This window comes from Enterococcus sp. AZ103, assembly GCF_051714685.1.
In the GTDB taxonomy this organism is placed as follows: domain Bacteria; phylum Bacillota; class Bacilli; order Lactobacillales; family Enterococcaceae; genus Enterococcus_A; species Enterococcus_A alishanensis.
The window spans coordinates 23,460-42,446 of sequence record NZ_JBIOSI010000001.1 but is presented as its reverse complement, the minus strand read 5'-3'; the positions used below and the strand labels follow the sequence as shown (position 1 = coordinate 42,446).

Genomic DNA, 18,987 nt, shown 5'->3' with positions numbered 1-18,987 from the left:
AATTTATTCGTGAAAATTACGCAAATTCAATAAAGTTTTAAAGAGTTTGATACAGGAGTGGTGAGATTGGACAAGAAAAAATTAAGTCAACGAACATCGTGGTTTTGGAAATGGTTTTTAAATAATCAAGTAGTGATCGCTTTAATTATCGTATTACTTTTACTAACTATTATTTTTGTATTTACTAAAGTTTCCTATTTGTTTGAACCAGTGGGGCAATTCTTTGCGATAGTCGGTTTGCCGGTAGTAATCGCGGGGATCTTATTTTATTTAATGAATCCAATAGTTAATTTATTAGAGAAAAAGGGACTTAAGCGAACCTACAGCATTATATTACTTTTTATTTTAGTAGTTGGTTTGATTATTTGGGGGATTGTGGTCATTATTCCCGAGATTCAACAGCAAGTCCGTTTGTTTATTCAAAGCTTACCAGGGTACATTGATACTTTAACAGCTAAAGCCGATCAGATTTTTAAAGATCCAGCTTTTAAACCGATCCAAGAGCATCTAGAAAATAGCGCTCAAAAAATTCTTGAATCAGTGACGGACATCACTAAAAATATTTCTCAGGTTACGATCAAAGGCTTAGGCAGTGTTGTTTCGACAGTAGCAACCATTGTTATAGCGCTAATTACTGCGCCGATTATTTTATTCTTCTTATTAAAAGATGGCAAAGACCTAGCACCATATCTAATCTCATTTTTACCAACAAAGATGCGCAAACCAACAGGTAAAGTGTTAGTTGAAATGAATAGTCAACTTTCGTCTTATATTAGAGGACAGTTGACGGTGGCTTTTGCGGTGGCGGTTATGTTTGTGACAGGATTTTCAATTATTGGTTTAAACTATGCTATTACTTTAGGCGTTTTGGCAGGATTTTTAAACCTGATTCCTTATTTAGGATCATTCTTGGCGATGGTGCCGGTTGTCTTTCTGGCATTAGTAACCAGTCCGCTGATGTTAGTCAAAGTAATTGTGGTCTTTATTATTGAGCAGACGATTGAAGGACGAATTGTATCACCGTTAGTTTTAGGGACACAATTAAAGATTCATCCAGTCACGATTATGTTTGTTTTATTAACGGCTGGGAAAATATTTGGGATTGCCGGTGTGATTTTAGGTATTCCATTTTATGCAGTAATTAAAGTTATTGCGATCCATATTTTTGATTGGTATAAACGTATTTCTGGCTTATATACAGATGATGATTCACAAGCAGAACAAGAATAAGAAAAACGTCGTTAGCTTAGGCTAGCGACGTTTTTTTGTTGATTAAAATGTATCTGCTAATTGTTTTGCAGCATCTTTTGCTGCCGCCATGATAGCTTCACGGTCGTCTGGATTGTAATCCGCACCTTCGATGTAAATCGCTTCAAAATCAGTTACCCCGATGAAGGCTAGAATATGTTTAATATATGATGAAGAGAAATCTTCTCCGCCATACACGCCACCACTAGATTGAATGTGTAGGGCTTTTTTATTTTCAACTAAACCAACTGGTCCTTCAGCAGTATATTTGAAAGTTTTACCAGCTACATTGACCGTATCAAACCAAGCTTTTAAGCGGGTTGGGATGTTTAAGTTCCACATACCATTGGCAATCACGATTTTGTCAGCAGCTAAAAATTGTTCGGTAAAGCTGTTAAATGTCGCAATTTTTTCTTGTTGTGTAGCGGATAAACTAGTGAAATCAGCACCAGCTTGTAAAACACGCCAGCCTAATAAAATATCCTTATCGATTTCTGGTAGGTTTGTATCATATAAATCGACTACCTCAATTACGTCAGATGGATTTTTTGCTTCATACTCCGTTAAAAATGTATCCAAAACAGCCACTGATTGTGACTCGTCTTTGGTTAATGGGTGAGCTTTAATTACTAATACGTTTGACATCTAATACACTCCTTTTTTTCATTACTCGTAAATGATACATAAAAAAATGACAAAAAACAATTTATTTGTCTGATAAAAAGTAAGTAAATCAAAATATAAAAAAAGATCATGACAAATGCCTAGGCATTACGTCATAATCTGTAATTGTTTTAGACCAATACAGCTTGATGATAGGCATTGACGCCACCAATAACATTGACAACATCAAATCCTTTTTCACTTAAATATTGAGCGATCGGTTTAGTCCGTCCACCAAATTGGCTGATCAAATAGTAAGTTTTTTCTTTGTCTAATTCATTTATTCGACTTGGTAATTCGGTAAATGAAATTTGTAAACTATTGTTAAATTCATTTAATGCTTCTGGTTCCAATAAATCTGGATCACGTAGATCAATTACTGCCACGTTAGCAGTATCTACTAGAGTTTTAAATTCTTGAGTTGTAATTGTGTGCAACATAACGATAACCTCTTTTTTTTGATATGTTTGGATAATAATATGAATCAAGATTTATATCAAGCGATTAAAGTTGCTCTCAGAAAATTTTAGGAAAACGTTACTAAACTAACACAATTCAGTTTAAATCGTCATATTTGTAAAAAAAATGAGATATGCTATAATGACATGGTGTCACATGACAGAGTGTCATTAAAAAAGGAGTTTTTTTATGCCCAAAGATACTTTTTTTCGCTTAAATCAAGAAAAGCGCGACCGAATATTAGAGGCCGCTAAAATTGAATTTTCGAAGCACCCATTAAAAGATGCTTCGATAGCCGAAATTATTCGCTTGGCAGAGGTGCCACGAGGAAGTTTCTATCAATATTTTGAAGATAAAGAAGATTTATATTTTTATTATTTTGATCAATTAAGAAAAGACCGTAGTGAAGAACTAATTGCTGCAATTAAAGCAGCTGATGGTGATTTATTTACTGGTTATGATCATTATTTTTCGGCGTTTATTTCTGATTTATTCAATGGCAAGGATGCGGCTTTTTATCGCAATTTATTTTTACATATGGATTATCGTGCCAGCCGTAAAGTGACTGAGGGGCAATCACAGCGTACTCATCAACATAAAGTCATTCCTGAATTGCTCTTAATCATTAATAAAAAACCTTTAAAAGTTGAAAACGATGAACAGTTAGCAGTCTTAATCCGCTATCTAATGAATATGTTTTTTACTACAATCGGTCAAGGCTATCATGAACGTATGAAAAATCCAGATTATCCAATTGAACAAATTGTCACCAATCTCAAGCTAGGTTTGTCGTGGCTGCGAGATGGTGCCTATCGAAAGGACGGAGAGTAAATGCTGAAATTATTAAAACGTGTTTCTTATAGTGCGGCGATTCTAGCAATTTTATTTATGTTTTTCCAAGTTATTGCTGATTTGTATTTACCGACACTAACATCAAATATTATTGATAATGGTGTAGCTAAAGGAGACATTGATTATATCTGGCACACTGGTTTTGTGATGATCGGAATTTCTCTTTTAGGTATTTTAGCTGCAGTGGGGAATACTTATTTTGCTACGCGAGAATCACAAAAATTAGGGAAACAATTAAGAAGTGACGTTTACGCAAAAGTTGAAAGATTTTCTAATCGAGAATTTGATTCTTTCGGAACTGCTTCATTGATTACCAGAACGACCAATGATGTGACACAAGTACAGATGGTCACACAGATGTTTTTAAGGATTATGATTAATGCACCGATTATGTTAGTCGGTGCTAGCTTTTTAGCCTATCAAAAAGACGCACAACTAACAAAAATATTTTTTGTAGTTATTCCTATTATGTTAGTTGTTGTCGGTATTATTATGTTTTTGGCAGTTCCTTTATTTAAAAGTATGCAAAAGAAAACTGACCGTTTGAATTTGGTTTTTCGTGAAGGACTAACTGGTGTTCGAGTGATTCGGGCTTTTGATAAAACAAAATATGAAGAAAACCGTTTTAACAATGCCAACTTGGACTACACGAATACCGCCATTAAAGTAAATACCATTGTTGCTTTAATGATGCCGTTAATGACATTAATTATGAGTGGTACCAATATCGCCATTACTTGGTTCGGCGGACATTATATTGCTGAACAAACTTTAGAAGTTGGTAATTTAATTGCCTTTATGACTTATGCCATGCAAATTTTAATGAGCTTTATGATGCTATCTATGATTTTCATTATGGTGCCTAGAGCACAAGCTTCAGCTGATCGGATAAATGAAGTATTGGATGCAAAAGATAAGATTCTTGATCCAACAGTACCGAAAGCGATTGAAGCTGCGGGTGATCAAACGACATTGGTCTTTGATCATGTGAATTATCGCTATAACGGGGCTGAAAATTTGGCTTTGGAAGATGTTCATTTTAAAGCTAAAGCTGGCGAAACAGTGGCGATTATCGGGGGAACTGGTTCTGGGAAAACAACCTTGATTAATTTAATTCCCCGCTTATTAGATATTGAATCTGGTGAGATTCGTTTGAATGGCGTATCAATTAGTGAGATGAAACAACATGATCTACGAGAGCTGATTGGTTTTGTTCCACAAAAAGCGGTTCTATTTTCTGGAACCATCCGGGAAAATATGCAGTATGGTGTAGCAGATGCAAGTGATGAAACCATTTGGAAAGCACTAGAAATTGCTCAAGCCAAAGATTTTGTTAGTAAACTGCCTAAACAATTAGATGCTCGAGTAGAACAGGGTGGCGGGAACTTTTCCGGCGGACAACGGCAACGTTTAGCCATCGCACGAGCTTTGGTTAAAATAGCGGATGTTTATGTTTTCGATGATTCATTTTCAGCTTTGGATTTTAAAACCGATGCCAATTTACGAAAAGCATTAAACCAAGAAATCACCGATAGCATAGTTGTAATTGTAGCCCAAAGAGTTTCTACTGTTATGGATGCTGATGCTATTTTAGTCTTAGAAGAAGGTAAAGTGGTTGGTCAAGGTAAGCATGCGGAGTTGATGGAAACTAATGAGACTTACCGTGAAATTGTTTCATCTCAATTGAGAGAGGAGGACTTATAGATGGCGCAACCAGGAAGAGGTCATGGACCAGCTGGAAATATCGGCAAACAAGGGCCACGAGCAAAAAACTTTTGGTCGACTGTAAAACGTTTGTTTTCATATATGTCTCATCGCATTGTAGCGATTGTTGCCGTTTTAGTTTTGGCAATTGCTGCTGTAGTCTTTCAAATTCAAACACCCAAGATTTTAGGACAAGCAACTACTGAAATTTTTAAAGGAGTAATGAAGGGCTATCAGCAAATGAAGATGGGGATTCCAGTTAAGAATTTCCCAATTGATTTTGATAAAATTGCACAGATCATCATGATGGTAATTGCCATGTATGTGATTTCTGCTATTTTCAATTTTATGCAACAATTTATTATGACTCGTGTATCTCAACGAACGGTTTACGAATTACGGCGGGATTTAGAAGAAAAAATGAATCTAGTGCCAATTTCTTATTTCGATACCCATTCAAATGGAGATATCATGTCTCGAGCAATCAATGATATGGATAATATTGCCAGCACTTTGCAACAAAATTTGACCCAAATGATTACAAGTGTCGTAACCTTCATCGGGGTTTTAGCGATGATGCTGTCTATTTCATGGCAATTAACTTTGGTAGCTTTGGCAACTGTTCCGTTAAGTTTAATCGTGGTAATGATTGTAGCACCTAAATCACAACGGTACTTTGCGAGTCAGCAAAAGAGTTTGGGACTGCTAAATAACCAAGTAGAAGAAACTTATGGTGGACACACAGTGGTTAAAACTTTTAATCATGAAGTGGCCGACCAAGCAAAATTTGAAGAAGAAAATGAAGTTTTATATAAATCTGGTTGGAAAGCACAATTTATTTCTGCAATTGTGATGCCGCTAATGAATTTTGTAAAAAATCTAGGCTATGTCTTTGTAGCTGTCCTAGGTGGGATAAAGGTTGCAAACGGAAATATGACCTTAGGGGATGTGCAAGCATTCTTACAATATACCAATCAATTTTCACAACCGATCACTCAAATTGCTAACTTAATGAACACAATTCAATCGACGGTCGCTTCAGCGGAACGGGTTTTTGAAGTATTAGACGAAGCAGAAATGGAAAATAATCCATCAGGAATTCCTGTAGAAGAAAATTCTCCTTATAAAGTCCAATTTGAGCATGTACAGTTTGGTTATTCGGATGATGAATTATTGATGACCGACTTTAATTTAAATGTTCAGTCAGGAGAAATGGTGGCAATTGTTGGACCAACTGGGGCAGGAAAAACGACCTTAATTAATTTATTGGAACGTTTTTATGATGTGAAAGATGGATCAATTAAATATGATGGTGTCGATACCAGAGATATTTCTCGTGATGAATTACGTAGTCATTTCTCGATGGTTTTACAAGATACTTGGCTATTTACTGGTTCAATTTACGATAATATTCGCTATGGTAATGAGACTGCGACGGAAGAACAGATTATTCGGTCAGCTAAAGCCGCTCACGTAGATGAATTTGTTCGTAAATTACCTGAAGGTTACCAGACTGTCTTAAACGAAGAAGCTAGCAACATTTCTCAAGGACAACGTCAATTGATTACAATTGCTCGCGCCTTCTTGGCAAATCCGGATGTTTTGATTTTAGATGAAGCTACTTCCAGTGTTGATACACGAACTGAAATCTTAATCCAAAAAGCTATGAGCCGTTTGTTAGAAAAACGAACAAGTTTTGTAGTCGCACATCGCCTTTCAACGATTCGGGATGCTGACAATATTATCGTTATGAACCATGGAGCGATTGTTGAAACTGGTAATCACGAAGAATTAATGGAAAAGAATGGTTTTTACGCAGATTTATATAATAGTCAGTTTTCAGAAGAAGTTGCATAGAAAAAGCCGGACAATCTAGTGATTGTTCGGTTTTTTCTACAAAATGCTTTAAAAAGCGTAAAAAGAAGAAAGATATTACTTGCGGTATTAGGAGGCTATCGGTAGAATTAAATCGAGATGAGGTGTATCCATTGGAAAATTTTGATTTAGGTGAAATGTCGTTGAAGACAATCGCCATTCGAGTAAAAAATCGTGACTTATTAATTCATTTTTATCGTGATATTATCGGTTTTCATTTGTTACGGGAAGAAAACGAATTAGCGATATTAGGTTATAAAGAACCTTACCGCGAAATATTATGGCTTGAAGAAAGTCCCCGAGCGGAAGAACATTTTGGAGAAGTAAAAAGATTGGCTCGTATTTCATTAGTTGTACCAAATGAAGAAGAACTAGCAAATGTCTACGCACGCATCAAAAAAAATGATTATGAAGTAAAAAGTGCTTTAGCCAGCGGTGAAGAAAAAGGCTTATTACTAGAAGATCCTGAAGGCAATCAAGTGGAAATTTTCTACGCGCCTAGTAAAGAAAGATCGACTGCTGAAATTATTCAAGTTGACTTTGAAAAATTATTAAAAAAAGCGACAGATAAAGAAAAAATCCACGAAGCTTATTTTGATAAAGTCCACTTAAATGTTAACAACCTAACCCAACAAGAAAAATTTCTAGAAGAAGTATTGGGCTTAAAAACTCAGACAGAAACTGATAAAGTGGTGGCACTTAATCGTGGTGATTTTAACGTCGGACTATCCGAAGTTGATGGCGGTGTCATTGATTTACCGACTGATAAAGTGTTAGGTCTAGACTTTTTACAATTTAAGATCAGTCAAGAAAACCTAGTGGCGTTAATTGCAAACTTAGAAAAAGAAAAGCGCGAATTTTTCGCGGATAAAAAACAAACACTTGTTACGATTTATGATCCGATTGGGATTGAATGGTGGTTTGTAACCAGTTGGAAACTTTAAGAGTGGGAAACCACTCTTTTTTAAACGAAAAGGTGAAATTATGTATCCTGAGACACAAGAATTAATTAAGGATAAAATGTTAGCAGGAATCTATCCTGGGGTAGTCTATCAGTTTATGGAAGATCAAGCGACCTTCCAACAAACATTGGGCTATTCGCAAATTGCACCAGTTTTACAGCCAATGACAGCAGATTTATTATTTGATGTAGCCTCTTTAACAAAAGTCGTTTGCACTCTAACGGTGATGCTGCAATTGCATGAAGCAAAGCAAATTGAATGGGATCAACCTTTAAAAAAATATTTGCCTAACTTCGAAAATCCTGAGATTACTTTGCGCCACTTGTTAACCCATACTTCAGATATTCAGACGTATATTCCTCAACGAGACCGCTTATCGGCCAAAGAATTACAAGCTGCTTATTTGAAACTTCAACCAGGGAAAGATTTAGGAAAAAAAGTGCAGTACACAGATGCTGGAACGATTTTATTGGGTTTTTTAATAGAAGAAATATTTCAAAAAGATGTGACTGATGTTTTTCAATCAGAAGTCTTGCAACTTCTTGATATGTCAGAAAGCTGTTTTTTACCTAATAATATAGACAAACGTTTTGTACCAACTGAAAAATTAGTGACTGGGGAAATCTTAAAAGGCGTCACCCATGATCCTAAAGCGCGAACACTTAAAACGCATGCTGGAAATGCCGGTTTATTCAGCTCTTTAACAGATTTATCCAAATTTGTTGAAATGTATTTGGCATTTGGAACAGATTATTTGAAGCGAGAAACGATTGAGGAACTCTATCAAGATCAAACACCAGATTTTTCGGGAAAGCGTTCACTTGGTTGGGATCTAAAGTTTAGTGATCAAAATCAAGCACCGTTATTATTTCACACAGGTTATACCGGTACGTTTATTTTGTTAGACAGTTACCATCAGTCAGGATTTATCTTTTTATCTAATCGTGTTCATCCAGTTGATGAACGAGAAAAGTATATTTTGGCACGAGACGAAATTATTACTAGTTATTTATCAGAACGAAAAAAAATCTATCAAAAATAAGGAGCACATTATGGAACCATTATTCTTAAAACCTGTATTTCAAGAAAAAATTTGGGGTGGCAATCGTTTAAACACTGTCTTCGGTTTTGATTTACCCAACGATAAAATCGGAGAAGACTGGGCAATTAGTGGGCATCCTCATGGAGAAAGCATTGTCGAAAATGGCGAGTTTAAAGGTCAAAAAATCAGTCAACTATGGAAAAATCAACGAGAATTATTTGGTAATCAATCAGGAGAAGTGTTCCCTTTGTTAACAAAAATCTTAGATGCCGAAGATGATTTATCCGTTCAAGTTCATCCAGATGATGCTTATGGAATGGCTCATGAAGGTGAATTAGGCAAGACAGAATGTTGGTACATTATCAGTGCTGAGCCAGGTGCATCGATCGTTTATGGTCACAATGCAAAAACTCGAGAAGAATTAGCTGAAATGATTCATGATGAAAAATGGGATCAATTATTACGCAGAATCCCGGTAAAAGCGGGCGATTTTTATTATGTTCCTAGTGGGACGATGCATGCGATTGGTAAAGGCATCATGATTTTAGAAACCCAACAAAGTTCTGACACAACTTATCGAGTATATGATTATGATCGAAAAGACGATCAAGGAAAGCTACGTGAATTACACATTCAACAATCCATTGATGTTATGACCGTTCCTGCAACTACACCTGAATTACAGATCAAAGAAGTAAAAAAAGGTAATTCAGCGATTATTACTTATTTGGAATCAGATTTCTTCAATATTTATGAATGGCAAATCATGGGTGAATTAAACTTGAGCCAAACTAGCCTATACACTTTAGCGACCGTTATTGAAGGTTACGGCGAAATGACTGTTGAAGGAAAGACTTTTGAACTAAATGCGGGAACCAGTTTCATCGTACCAAACCAAATAAAAGACTGGAAAATCGCTGGAGAATGCAAAATAATTGCTTCTACACCACAACATTAAAAAATTCTAATTTTTAATAATTGTTATTTTAAAATTTATTTTAAAAATATTATAATATTTTTTTAAAGCAAGAGATGTAATTTTTATTAATATCTCTGGCTTTTTTTTTGTGTTTATTTTGCTAAATAAACACAAGTGTGAAGAATCAATTTAGTAAATTAATTCTGTTAAAAAGATGATATAACAGTCAATAGAATAAATAAATTTAATTAATTATAACTATTAGTTATAAAAAGTGATTTTTGTTTGGAAATTAGATAATAATCTTGTTGGTTTGTTTGATTTCTATTATAATTAAGTGAGGTTTTGTTTCTTAAATTAAATAAAAGGAGGTTAATAAATTGGAATCCAGTGTTAAAAAAAAGTTTTCAATTTCTGGTTTGATTGGGAAAATATTATTAGTAATAATGATTCCATTATTAATTATGAATTGTTACTTACTATATAAGAGTTATGCTAATCCTGATATTCCTCCACAAATTTTTGGGAAAACACCATTAATTGTTCAGTCTGGATCGATGGACGATGGACAAGCTGACAGTATCAAAGTGGGTGATTTGGTCATTGTTGATACAAAAACGGATGGTCAAACTTTCCAAGTGGGAGATGTTATCACTTATGAAATAAATAATGAGTACATTACCCATGAGGTCATCTCGATTCAAGAACAAGATGGAGAAATAGCCTATCAAACACAAGGGCGGGCCAATAATACACCCGACCAAAATCTAGTAACACCTGAGCAAGTTTTAGGGAGCAGCACAATTACCATCCCAAAGCTTGGCGACGTCTTGCTGTTTTTACAAACACCAATTGGACTAGTAATTACAGTGGGCATACCGATTTTATTATTTTTGGCTTATGATCGAATTCGATCATTTATGCATAAAAGAAAAGGAGGAACAAGTGATGAAGGAACGGAAGAAGGATAAGAACATCAGACGCGCAGGCATAGTCACTGCACTCGTTGTGGTCACTTTAAGTTTAGTTGGAGGAACGTTGGCGAAGTATACAGGCACAGCAACTCATGATGCATCAGCACGGGTGGCGAAATTTGAAGTAGGTAGTAGTTTTACAGAGGATGTATTTAATTTAAATTCTTTATATGATGATTGGAAAGAAAAACCTGTCATTTTAGGTAATGTTTTGCAAACGCCGACAGCTGTTAACACAGCTGGTGATCCTAGTGAACAAGATGTTTGGTCAAATAACACTGACAAAAATATTTTAGCACCAGGTACATCAGGCTTCTTTGAAATTGGTTTGGAAAACAATTCAGAGGTTGCGGTAAGAGCTTCTAACATTACTCTTAGTGAAACAAATACGAACAGTATTCCAATTGAGTATTCATTAATTACTTATAATGCTAGTGGTCAACCAGATACTTCATCTGATTGGGGTACAATTGCTGCTTTAAATACAGCAATTTCAACTGCATCTGGATTAGGTACCTATGATTTAATGAAACCAGCTAGTGGGACATCAACAACAAAAACAGTGGCTGTAGCTTGGCGTTGGTTATTTGAAAGAGAACCTGTTGCTACTAATGATTCATTAGACACAAATTTAGGTACAAAGAATGCAACAAACGAAAACGAAGTAATAACTGGTGATAATGACTATGACAAATTATCAAAATACCAACTAAAAGTAGATGTTGCATTTACACAACTTGACTAATTAATAGGGGGGCACAATGATGCGAAGAATTAAATACTTCCTTTGCGGATTGTGTCTCTTTTTCTTTTTCGGAATGGCACAAGAAGTAAGGGCATCAGAATTTTTAGAAATTGAAGACCAAAACAATGTCTTTTGGCAAGAGAATGAAAAATTCCCTCTATTTGGCGACCCCGAATCAAATGGTGATACTTTATTATACCCAACCAAAGATGGCAGTTTCCGTTTTACAATTAAAAATATTACCGATGTTAGACAAGATTATCGCCTAACGATGGCTACTGAAAATCAGCACAATATTCCAATTGAATATGCAATCTATCGAAATAATGAGTTGATTTTTGGCAGCGAGGCCAATTATCAAGAGTTGAATGGGACCTTAAGTCGTGATCGAAGTCTGGCGAGAGGTAAGACTGAAAATTATGAGATTAGGTGGCAGTGGGACGGTTATGTTAGCAATCCACGGGATACTGATTTGGGCATTCAGGCACAAAATGAAGATTTGTATTACAAATTTATTATCACCATTTTGAATGAGGAAGGAATTGCCAGTGATGATCAGAATGGTGATGGAAACATACCGTTGATGCAGATTCCTAATACAAGAGGTGGTTCAGGCAGTCAAACTAATCGAGATTCGGGAATTCTCAGATATTTACCAAAAACGGGTGAGGCCTTGCAATACGGGTGGGTTTACACCGGATTTTTATTAATTGGCATAGTTTTAATTATTAAACGAAAAAGAAAGGAAGAGACAAATGAATAAGTTTGTAAAAGACAATCGCTATTTAATTGCTATTTTATTTTCAGTTATTCTGATTTCGTTCTCTTTTCTAGTTCGTTTTACATATTCAAAATATCAAGAAAGTGTCCAAAATAATAAAACTTCTCGTGTCGCTTTGTTTTTAGGCGATGGAATGGTTGTTGAAAATCTTACAGATGATGACGAGATGGTTCCGGGAGAAACAATCAATATTCCTGTGAGCATTTCGAATTTTAAAGGCGCAAGTCAAACCGAAACGTCGTATACATATAACTTATCGTTAGAAAATTTTGCTTCTCTACCATTGGAATGGACTTTGAAAAAAGATGGTGTACCGGAATCATTGCTGTACAGTGGAAAAATGACGCCTGGAAAAAAACAAGAGTTAACAGATGAATTTATACTCACGGTTACTTGGCCAGAAGACATGAATGATTATAGTTATGCAGGTCAATTGAAAGCATTGCGCTTGAGATTAGATACGCAACAACTGGATTAGGTGAATAAGATGAAGAATATACTAAAAAACAAAAAAATAGTTGGTGCGATTGCGGTAGTATCAATTCTTTTCATAGGCTTGTTCGCTTACGCAAAATATATCGAGGTACAATCTGAGGACCAACCGATTAAGGCTCGTGATATGTATTTTAATAGCAATTATTTATTAGAGGATAATCCTAGTTCAGAAGCTGATTACACTCTGTCAAACTGGATTGCAGGAGACAGCATCGGTTTGAAATTAAAAAACTTTCCAGATGCGGAACGTTTTACCGAGGTACCGATTGATTACACAATCATACTTGATGGTGGTGTAACGAGTTTTAGAACAGAAGCTAGTGGTGCAAATGATACAAGTTACAGTAATACTCTAGCTGCTTCTGATGTGAAAACACGACAGACAACTGATGATATAAATATTATTTTGCCTGATGACTTTTTATCGGGAGTAGAGGAAAGAAAAGTTCGAGTGAAAGCTACAGTAACAGCTCCTTATCGTTATGAATTGTCAGCTGATTTTTTAATTAAGAAAGCAGCGAGTGGTTATACCTACTCGGTAGAAGATTCAGCTAGCAGTCCTTATGCCAAAGTAACAGTTACGGCAGATACAGCTACAGCTTTAACTTTATCCTGGAGTAACGATACTGTAGCACCTGATCAGACAAATTCGATCTTTTTTGGAAAAACCATCGTGAATGGAATCGGGGATGCTCGATCTATCCAGTTAGATACTTTGAATTCAGGAGAATCAATTGTTTTTTATATGCTGAAGTACAGGCCTGATGAAGTTTATACAAATCAATCAGCAGATGTATTTTTTGTAAGTGGATTAGCTGTAAATAATTAGTAACTCGAGGAAAGTTTGAGGAGATGATTTTATGAAAAAAATAAGACCTATAGTTATATCAGTCATCACTTTTTTATTAGTAGTCTCTTCGTTTGCTAATATTTCTTCGATTGCTGTTAGTCAAAGACAAACTTCTGGGACAGAAACTAGTACCTTGAATTCATATACAAAAAATGAAGAGGTACCAGCAAATGAAGCAACAAGTACTTCTTCTGAAGAACCGGAAATATCATTTGAAGAAGATACTGAACAAGAGGCAGCAGACATAGAAATGCCCGAAGCCAAAACTGGATCAGAACAAGCTGTGAATGATCGATTTTTTTCAAGGGTTGCTGGAGAAAATGGTTCAGAAACTTATTTTCGAAAAGACGATGAACTCGACGTTAGTACAAACTGGCTGGGTGTAGATACACAAGGATATAATCTAAATATTCAGTTGAATGATTACACAACTTCAGCAGCTACTAGACAAGTAGAAGTTGATATTCCTTATGGCGTTATGATAAGAAGAACGCAATTAGATGATATAGCTGGTTCTAACGCCTCTCCTCATGTAATTAACTGGTCTATCAAAGAAAGAAACCCACGTGTAATTAATCAAATGGATACAACCTTTAATGAGTCAGAATTTCTTGATTCTAGTAATGAAGATAATCCTTATAATACTAGTTACATAACTGGATCAAAGATTGTTATTGAGCTAGATCCTTCATTTGAAACTGCGGGCTTATCTCTAAGTCTGTTGCCCAATTATATGGATACTGGTCACGATAATCGATCTTATTGGTCCGGTGTGGAGAATAGCAGTCTTACTCGAGGCCTTCCATTAACAATTGAAATGTTTGAAGATGATACGTCGGTTGAAAAAAGAACCTTAGATGATATTAATATGCCTTCACCAGCAGTGGCATCGGTTGTTACTGGATCAACACCAGGAAGTGGACAACCCAATCCGCAAACTTTAGATACAGATTTAAGTATTTACATTCAAACGCGCTTAAGAAGAACGAATGAGAGTCTTGGCCGAAATGCCTATTATATGAGTAATGTTTCTTGGCAAGCTTATGTTCCTTACAAAGATTTAGGAGACGGAACATATGTATCGGCTATTTTAGATGGTACAAGAATGCAAGCCTGGATTGATCGATTGACTGCAGCAAATGGAAAACCAGTATTAACGTATTCTACTGAAACGCAGGCGGATGGCAGAGTTATCGTGAATTATTCTTTTGCCGATACAAGTCAAGAATATTTATTATTAGTCAATCAACTAGAGATGCATTATAAACTACCTTCAGAAGCAAAAGAACCGGATCCTAGCAAGAATTTTTCTACTAGTGATAAAATTTTATTTACCGGTGAAAATTTAGGTTGGGATTTTGGGAATTATCAGGCTGATGAAGACGGTAATATGAATATGGAAAGAAATCAAGTTTGGCTTTTAGGAGATTCAACGATTTCAGTGTCTATTAAGGGCGAAAATGTGCCTTTAGACTTTGCCAATCTAAATCCTAATGGTATTAGCGGCAGTTGGGTTTCAACATTAACAAATACAAAGGGGCAACAAAATTTGTTAGGTTTTAACTTAATTAAAGAAACGACGAGTGGTAGCGGAACTGCTGAAGTAAATTATGAATTTGGTACTGGAACACCGTGGCGAATGGGTGTTACAACTGTCCAATTCTGGACAGTAAATACTGACTATGGCGGTAGTATTGCTTCAGCGAGAGAGTATCTCTATAATTTTAAATTTAAACTTCAGAAAAAAGGATCTAGTGCAGGTCAAAATGTGTTAGAAGGGGAATACACTTTAATACCCAGTCAAGAGTATGCAGGTGTGAACATTTCCCGAAACTATAGTCATAGCGTTGTAGGTAATGTCAATTCAAAAGAGGTAGAGCCGTTACTCGGATATCCTGACGAACGAGGATTTTATTATGTCAATCGTGAAATGTTAACAAAAGGATTAGATGAGGTGCCCGGGGATATTGACGACTATTACATTAAGTCCTTAACTTATGATTTAGCAATTACACCAACAAGAGGTGGTGGAAATTATACAAGTGGAAGTGATGGACAGCCTAGAAACAATGGAGGAAACTTTTTTGGCGAGACTTTTCAGACTGCTGGTGGGAATGGTAGACCTTTAACGACATTTAGTATAAAAGGTATAGAAGGTACTGAAAGTAATGAATATGTTAATAATGGTATCCGTACACAAATTATTACGGATAGTTTTGTTGCTAACCAAGCAGATGTTTCCTTAGGGATTAACGATATGACAGTTAAAAATGATGAGGATCGATTATTAACAACAACAAATGATCGAGTGGCGGTTGGTGAGAGAGTAAATGTAGCTGCCCAAGCTTTCCATTATTTCTATCCGTACGCCTATGGACAGTATTCTCCTGATCCAGTTTTTATCATTCGAACGCCAGTTGATATGGATTTACTGCCTTCGACAATTGGCCTCACCCAAGACGGCGAGGCGTTAACCTATGATTTGAGTGACCCTATTCTTTTAGGAGAAAATGGCGTGAATGGTAAGGTTTATCTGGTCACGCCACAGACAGAAAAAGGTATAGGATATTATAATGAAGACCGTGAGACAATAGGTAATAATATTAAAATTAATTATCAGATGCAGGTAAATATCTCTGCCCGTGCCGAAGCGATAAATTATCAAGAATTATTGTTTATAACAGACAAGAATTTAGCATCTGGCTATGCAGGTCAAAATCTTGCAACAATGGTACCGGATCGTTGGGGAGTCTGTGAAGCAATAAGTACAGCTGAAACAGCTGAAAAAACTGATTTAGCGAAAATTTTTTACTATTCAAATAATGATCCATCTCAAACAGGCTACAGACTATCTGGTGCCAATAATAGTGGAAACTATATGTTCAATACTGTGCAAGCTGAACTAGATTTTGGATTGCGAACTGATTTATCTGAAGAAGTACCTGAAGATGATGCTGGAATAGGCATGTTAGACAGTAACGAAACAGCCTTTGACATGAATTTTTCCATGAATAATACTAGTCAGCCTGGATATGTAGTCAGCCCAACAGGTAGATTTTTTTATTACTTACCAATTCCTAAAACAACTGCAAATGCGAACTTACCTGAATGGTATGATTCACAACAAACTAGCCAATATTCCCTGAAGTTAAATGGAGAGGTATCAATAGAATCTTCGGCAAATGTTAATTATCAAGTGTATTATTCCACGGATAAAGATCTGCTCTATAATAGTGGTGATACTTCGATTGGAGGAAGTGCCACTGTTGCCAAATATGTTCCCTATGAAGATGTTCAGGATAGTTTAGCAGATGTGACAATGGTCAAAGTTGTTGCAGAAGTTCGAGGAGCAAATAATACCCTTGTTCCTTATGGAGAACAAATGACTGCAAGTTTGCCTGTTATCTATGATGGTTCCAAGACAGAATTTGATACAAAAGCTAAAGAACTTACCTCGTGGCAGCCATATTTGATTCAACGGTACACACTTGATGGCGCAACCAATGAATTTAGAAATATCGCTCCAGTAAAGCAAGTTAGGATTCGCTACCGTGAAACTTTTGAGCGTGACATTTATGCTTTTAATGAAACAGATTATCCAAATTGGCAAACTGAAAATACCCCAAGAATACAAACTGTCGATTTACCAGATTTTGAGAATTTAACAGGATCTAATTTGCAAATAAAGAGTGTAGAAACTACCTCAAATGTTGATTTAGAGACAAAAAATACAATTAGTAACAATTTAAATAATGGCGTAACTTATGGTAATCGAACATTTGCGATTGATAATGGATTTAGTGGAGGTTCAATAGAAGAGTTGGCTTCAATCAATGGTATTACCTCGATTGGTAATATTTCGCAAACTGGAAATCAATTAAACTACGAAATATTTAATACAAACAATATCAATAATGTATTAGATGCAAGAAAAGTGACAATTACTTATCAATCAAAAGATTCGGATGATCTTGAATTTCAAGTAGTTCTAAACATTAGACGACGGCTGTCCAAAATTACACCAGAAACTGCTTTGGTTGCTGGGAAAGAATATTCTACAATAACTCCAGGTGATGCTACTACAACATTAGAAGATGGTGCTTTTACTGTTCAATTTGCTTATGATGTGACAGGAGTGAATGAAAATAATGTTGGTGCAGCAATTGGTAATGACACTTTCCTATCTTTTAATAAATCCGATGGATCGACTTCAGCTGAAGTGAATCTACCAGCAGGAGCGACAATCTTGATGAAGAATCAGTCACGAAAAGATGGTGAGCCTATTGACCCAATTTATTATTACTATAGAAATGATACTGGTAGTCCATTAACTAAGGTTGATCTCACCAAATTTATTCGGACTGGGACAACGAACGAAACCTTAACTATCGCGGATATGAAGAATTGGGCGGTCGATTATGATCAACTTTCCTATTTGTTTATTATAGATTTTGGACAAGGCAACGCCCCTATAACTACTTCTGATAATTATATTAGTTTAGAGTTTGCGACAAGTGCAGCTTATGAAAGTCCAAGATATAACATAAATTCTGAGCGTATCTTCACCCATAATCAAACTGAGTTTCCACCTGTTAGTGTGCAACAAAATGAAGCACTAAATTTAGGTGGTAGCCTCGATGTAAACGATGTGACTGGTAGTGTAGATGCTTTTAATACAGATAAGTCTGTAGCAATGGTTATTGATTTGACCAGTGCGATGAATGGGGATACCGTCAATTGGCCTCAAGGGACGTTACTTACAGACAGTGAGGGCGAAATTATTGAAACCCGCAGAGTTGGTAACCAGCTGATATTTATTTATCCATTAGGAGATCTGACTAACACTGGGGCATTGTTTGAATATAATTTTAAAATCACCACACCAGTCGATCCATTACCAGTTGGCTTTTATAATCTGAACTTGCAAATAAAAACTAATTATGAAGGCGACTATCCACTCAATGGGAAAGTTGTTAATACGATTAGTGGAGCTTTTATGATAGCCCAGCAGCCTTCAACTGGTTTAAGAGTCACATCAAACCTAAATGACCGCCTACTATACAACAGCAGTTCAGTTCGAGATATTACTTTAAACTATTCTAAAACCAATATTTCAAAAGTAACGGCTGAAGTTCAAGTGAAAAATGGCAGTCAATATAAAGTGGTGGAGGATGCAGTGAGAGATCAAATTTTTGCTAATTTGAATCCGATTTTGGGAGCTGATACTGGTTCCTGGAATATTCAGATAGCGAATGATTTAGCTCAAAGTTTAAATGGCGAATATCAAATTGTCTTTAGCGCTTATCAAAATGAAGCTGATACCGAACCGCTTTATCAAGTACCGTGGACCTTTATGATTTGGGATCCACCAGAAAATTAAAGTTAAAAAGCGTGACTACGATTTTTTCGTAGCCACGC

The 18,987-nt window shown here is 35.9% G+C and carries 15 protein-coding genes; 13 read left to right on the top strand and 2 right to left on the bottom strand.

Going from position 1 to position 18,987, the window contains the following annotated elements:
- Positions 1-66: 66 nt before the first annotated feature.
- Positions 67-1,230 (top strand): AI-2E family transporter, encoded by a 1,164-nt coding sequence (locus ID741_RS00245; RefSeq protein ID WP_218324477.1) that lies wholly within the window; start codon positions 67-69, stop codon positions 1,228-1,230.
- Between the two features lie 42 nt (positions 1,231-1,272).
- On the opposite strand, the gene ID741_RS00240 is transcribed toward ID741_RS00245, so the two are convergent.
- Positions 1,273-1,893 carry an FMN-dependent NADH-azoreductase gene (locus ID741_RS00240; RefSeq protein WP_438718690.1) on the bottom strand — a complete coding sequence of 207 codons (621 nt, stop codon included), beginning with the start codon at positions 1,891-1,893 and terminating at the stop codon, positions 1,273-1,275.
- Between the two features lie 149 nt (positions 1,894-2,042).
- Positions 2,043-2,351, bottom strand: coding sequence for a rhodanese-like domain-containing protein (locus ID741_RS00235; protein ID WP_218324479.1), 309 nt, complete (start codon positions 2,349-2,351; stop codon positions 2,043-2,045).
- A gap of 208 nt (positions 2,352-2,559) precedes the next feature.
- On the opposite strand from ID741_RS00235, the gene ID741_RS00230 reads away from it, so the two are divergent.
- From ID741_RS00230 to ID741_RS00175, 12 genes are all read left to right on the top strand, one after another.
- Positions 2,560-3,201, top strand: coding sequence for a TetR/AcrR family transcriptional regulator (locus ID741_RS00230; protein WP_218324480.1), 642 nt, complete (start codon positions 2,560-2,562; stop codon positions 3,199-3,201).
- Positions 3,202-4,926, top strand: a complete 1,725-nt coding sequence (locus ID741_RS00225) for an ABC transporter ATP-binding protein (RefSeq protein WP_438718689.1) — start codon at positions 3,202-3,204, stop codon at positions 4,924-4,926. It begins immediately after the preceding gene.
- Positions 4,927-6,783 carry an ABC transporter ATP-binding protein gene (locus ID741_RS00220; protein WP_438718688.1) on the top strand — a complete coding sequence of 619 codons (1,857 nt, stop codon included), beginning with the start codon at positions 4,927-4,929 and terminating at the stop codon, positions 6,781-6,783.
- 131 nt (positions 6,784-6,914) lie between these two features.
- On the top strand, positions 6,915-7,745 hold the full coding sequence (locus ID741_RS00215) for a VOC family protein (RefSeq protein ID WP_438718687.1): 831 nt from the start codon (positions 6,915-6,917) through the stop codon (positions 7,743-7,745).
- Positions 7,746-7,785: 40 nt separating this feature from the next.
- Positions 7,786-8,805: a serine hydrolase domain-containing protein gene (locus tag ID741_RS00210; protein ID WP_438718686.1), complete on the top strand. Its 1,020-nt coding sequence runs from the start codon at positions 7,786-7,788 to the stop codon at positions 8,803-8,805.
- Between the two features lie 7 nt (positions 8,806-8,812).
- Entirely contained in the window at positions 8,813-9,763 is a 951-nt protein-coding gene (manA, locus tag ID741_RS00205; RefSeq protein WP_438720428.1) for a mannose-6-phosphate isomerase, class I, read from the top strand.
- A 341-nt stretch (positions 9,764-10,104) separates the two neighbouring features.
- Positions 10,105-10,695, top strand: coding sequence for a signal peptidase I (locus ID741_RS00200; RefSeq protein ID WP_218324485.1), 591 nt, complete (start codon positions 10,105-10,107; stop codon positions 10,693-10,695).
- Positions 10,673-11,443: a hypothetical protein gene (locus ID741_RS00195; protein WP_218324486.1), complete on the top strand. Its 771-nt coding sequence runs from the start codon at positions 10,673-10,675 to the stop codon at positions 11,441-11,443. Before ID741_RS00200 ends, ID741_RS00195 begins: the two co-directional genes overlap by 23 nt.
- Positions 11,444-11,462: 19 nt before the next feature.
- Positions 11,463-12,206 (top strand): LPXTG cell wall anchor domain-containing protein, encoded by a 744-nt coding sequence (locus ID741_RS00190; RefSeq protein WP_438718685.1) that lies wholly within the window; start codon positions 11,463-11,465, stop codon positions 12,204-12,206.
- Positions 12,199-12,702, top strand: coding sequence for a hypothetical protein (locus ID741_RS00185; RefSeq protein ID WP_438718684.1), 504 nt, complete (start codon positions 12,199-12,201; stop codon positions 12,700-12,702). Before ID741_RS00190 ends, ID741_RS00185 begins: the two co-directional genes overlap by 8 nt.
- A 9-nt stretch (positions 12,703-12,711) precedes the next feature.
- Positions 12,712-13,548, top strand: a complete 837-nt coding sequence (locus ID741_RS00180; RefSeq protein ID WP_438718683.1) for a hypothetical protein — start codon at positions 12,712-12,714, stop codon at positions 13,546-13,548.
- A 31-nt stretch (positions 13,549-13,579) separates the two neighbouring features.
- A complete protein-coding gene (locus ID741_RS00175; protein ID WP_438718682.1) occupies positions 13,580-18,949 on the top strand; it encodes a hypothetical protein in 5,370 nt (1,789 codons plus the stop codon).
- Positions 18,950-18,987 lie beyond the last annotated feature (38 nt).

Excerpts from the sequence above, each read along its gene's own strand:
- ID741_RS00230 (WP_218324480.1), top strand. The coding sequence starts at position 2,560 with ATGCCCAAAGATACTTTTTTTCGCTTAAATCAAGAAAAGCGCGACCGA.
- ID741_RS00235 (WP_218324479.1), bottom strand. The coding sequence starts at position 2,351 with ATGTTGCACACAATTACAACTCAAGAATTTAAAACTCTAGTAGATACT.
- ID741_RS00240 (WP_438718690.1), bottom strand. The coding sequence starts at position 1,893 with ATGTCAAACGTATTAGTAATTAAAGCTCACCCATTAACCAAAGACGAG.
- ID741_RS00175 (WP_438718682.1), top strand. The coding sequence starts at position 13,580 with ATGAAAAAAATAAGACCTATAGTTATATCAGTCATCACTTTTTTATTA.
- ID741_RS00220 (WP_438718688.1), top strand. The coding sequence starts at position 4,927 with ATGGCGCAACCAGGAAGAGGTCATGGACCAGCTGGAAATATCGGCAAA.
- ID741_RS00225 (WP_438718689.1), top strand. The coding sequence starts at position 3,202 with ATGCTGAAATTATTAAAACGTGTTTCTTATAGTGCGGCGATTCTAGCA.
- ID741_RS00195 (WP_218324486.1), top strand. The coding sequence starts at position 10,673 with ATGAAGGAACGGAAGAAGGATAAGAACATCAGACGCGCAGGCATAGTC.
- ID741_RS00185 (WP_438718684.1), top strand. The coding sequence starts at position 12,199 with ATGAATAAGTTTGTAAAAGACAATCGCTATTTAATTGCTATTTTATTT.
- ID741_RS00180 (WP_438718683.1), top strand. The coding sequence starts at position 12,712 with ATGAAGAATATACTAAAAAACAAAAAAATAGTTGGTGCGATTGCGGTA.
- ID741_RS00190 (WP_438718685.1), top strand. The coding sequence starts at position 11,463 with ATGCGAAGAATTAAATACTTCCTTTGCGGATTGTGTCTCTTTTTCTTT.
- ID741_RS00210 (WP_438718686.1), top strand. The coding sequence starts at position 7,786 with ATGTATCCTGAGACACAAGAATTAATTAAGGATAAAATGTTAGCAGGA.